At 75.0% G+C, this 1,670-nt stretch carries 1 protein-coding gene; it reads right to left on the bottom strand.

From position 1 onward, the window contains the following. The coding region (locus C1J01_RS47905; RefSeq protein WP_235855163.1) for a non-ribosomal peptide synthetase at positions 1-1,601 on the bottom strand (1,601 nt) is incomplete at its 3' end. Between the last annotated feature and the right edge of the window lie 69 nt (positions 1,602-1,670).

Here is a 1,670-nt window from a genome sequence, read left to right as displayed (position 1 = left end):
TCCCCGGACGCGTCCCAGCCCTCCGACGCCCCGGCGCCGAACCCCAGCGACGCCTCAACAGCGACACCGGCCGCCGCCTCTACGGCAGCGCCAGGCACCGTATCCACAGCAGAACCAGACGCCGTCCCTCCAATGGCGCCAGGCGCTGCGGCGGATGCTCGGCCCGCGGCCATCGCCTCACCGGACGCACGGACCTTCGCCGCCACCTCGGCGGACGCACGGACCGCCGCCACCACCTCCGCGAACGTCGGGGCGGCGTACAGGTCGCTGAGCCTCAGCTCGGTCCCGCACTCCCGGCGCAGCCGGCTGATCAGACGGATGGCCTGGAGCGAGTCGGCTCCGAGCGCGAAGAAGTCGTCGGCGGGCCCGATGCCGGTGACGCCGAGCAGGCTCTCCCACAACCCGCGGACGCGCGCCTCGGCCGGGTGGGCGCCCGCGCTGTCCGTCAGGCCGCCCGCCAGGCCGCCCGCCGAGTCGTCCGCCGGGCTCGCGGGGCTGTCCGGCACATCGGCGTCGGCCGCGGATGGCGGTACGGCTGCCAGCGCGGCCGTGTCGACCTTCCCCTGAAGAGTGAGCGGGAAGGAGTCGTGGAGGCGGATCACGGCCGGCACCAGGTAGGGCGGCACCTGATCGCGCAGGCGCCGGCGCACCTCGGCCGCGTCCGGCCCGCCGTCCTCCACGAGCAGGTGCGCCACCAGCCGCGTCTGCCCGCCGCTCTCGTCGGCCAGCACCACCGCGTCGGCGACGCCCGGGAGCCGGCGCAGCGCGGCCTCGACCTCCGCCGGCTCCACCCGGAAGCCGCGGATCTTCACCTGCCGGTCGAGCCGGCCCAGGTACTCCAGCGTCCCGTCGGGAAGCCGCCGTACGCGGTCGCCGGTGCGGTACTCGGGCGCTCCGCCCGGCCCCGGGACGAACCGTTCCGCCGTCATCTCGGGCCGGCGCAGGTAGCCGGTGGCCAGGGCGGCGCCGCCGATGCGCAGCTCGCCCGGCTGCCCGGCGGCGGCCTCGGCGCCGTCCGGTCCGACGACCCGGCAGGTCACTCCCGGCAACGGAGACCCGATCGGCACCGGGCCGGTCCCGGACCAGGAGGTCAGATCGGCGACGGTCGCCGTGACGATCGCCTCGGTCGGGCCGTACGTGTTGAGCAGCCGCACGCCGGGACGGACCCGCGCGCGCCAGCGCTCGACGGTACGCGCGTGCGCCGCCTCCCCGCCGATGATCACCATGCGGACGCTCGCCGGCAGCACCGCCTCGTGCCGGTCGATCGCCGACACGAGCTCCCGCCAGTACGCCGTGGCCGTGGCGAGCACGGTGACGCCAAGGCCGGCGCAGCGGTCGAGGAACAGGTCGGGCCGGCTGATCATGTCCTCGTCGCGGACGACGACGGCCGCACCCGCGATCAACGCAGGGAAGATCTCCTGAACGCTCGCGTCGAAGCTGAGCGAGGCGAACTGAAGCACCCGGTCACCGGCCTCGATGCCGTACACGTCCCGCGCCACCCGGCAGAAGTGCGACCAACCCCGCCGAGGCACCAGCACACCCTTGGGACGGCCAGTGGAACCGGAGGTGAAGATGACATACGCCGCATCATCCGGCGACACGGCAACAGCGGCCGGCGGGGCGTCGGCGGCGGGCGGCGGCGCGGGAGCGGTCACTCATCACAGGAAGCT

Origin of the sequence: Nonomuraea aridisoli, assembly GCF_003236395.1 — a bacterium.
GTDB classification, from domain to species: domain Bacteria; phylum Actinomycetota; class Actinomycetes; order Streptosporangiales; family Streptosporangiaceae; genus Nonomuraea; species Nonomuraea aridisoli.
This window is presented reverse-complemented; position numbering and strand designations above follow the sequence as displayed.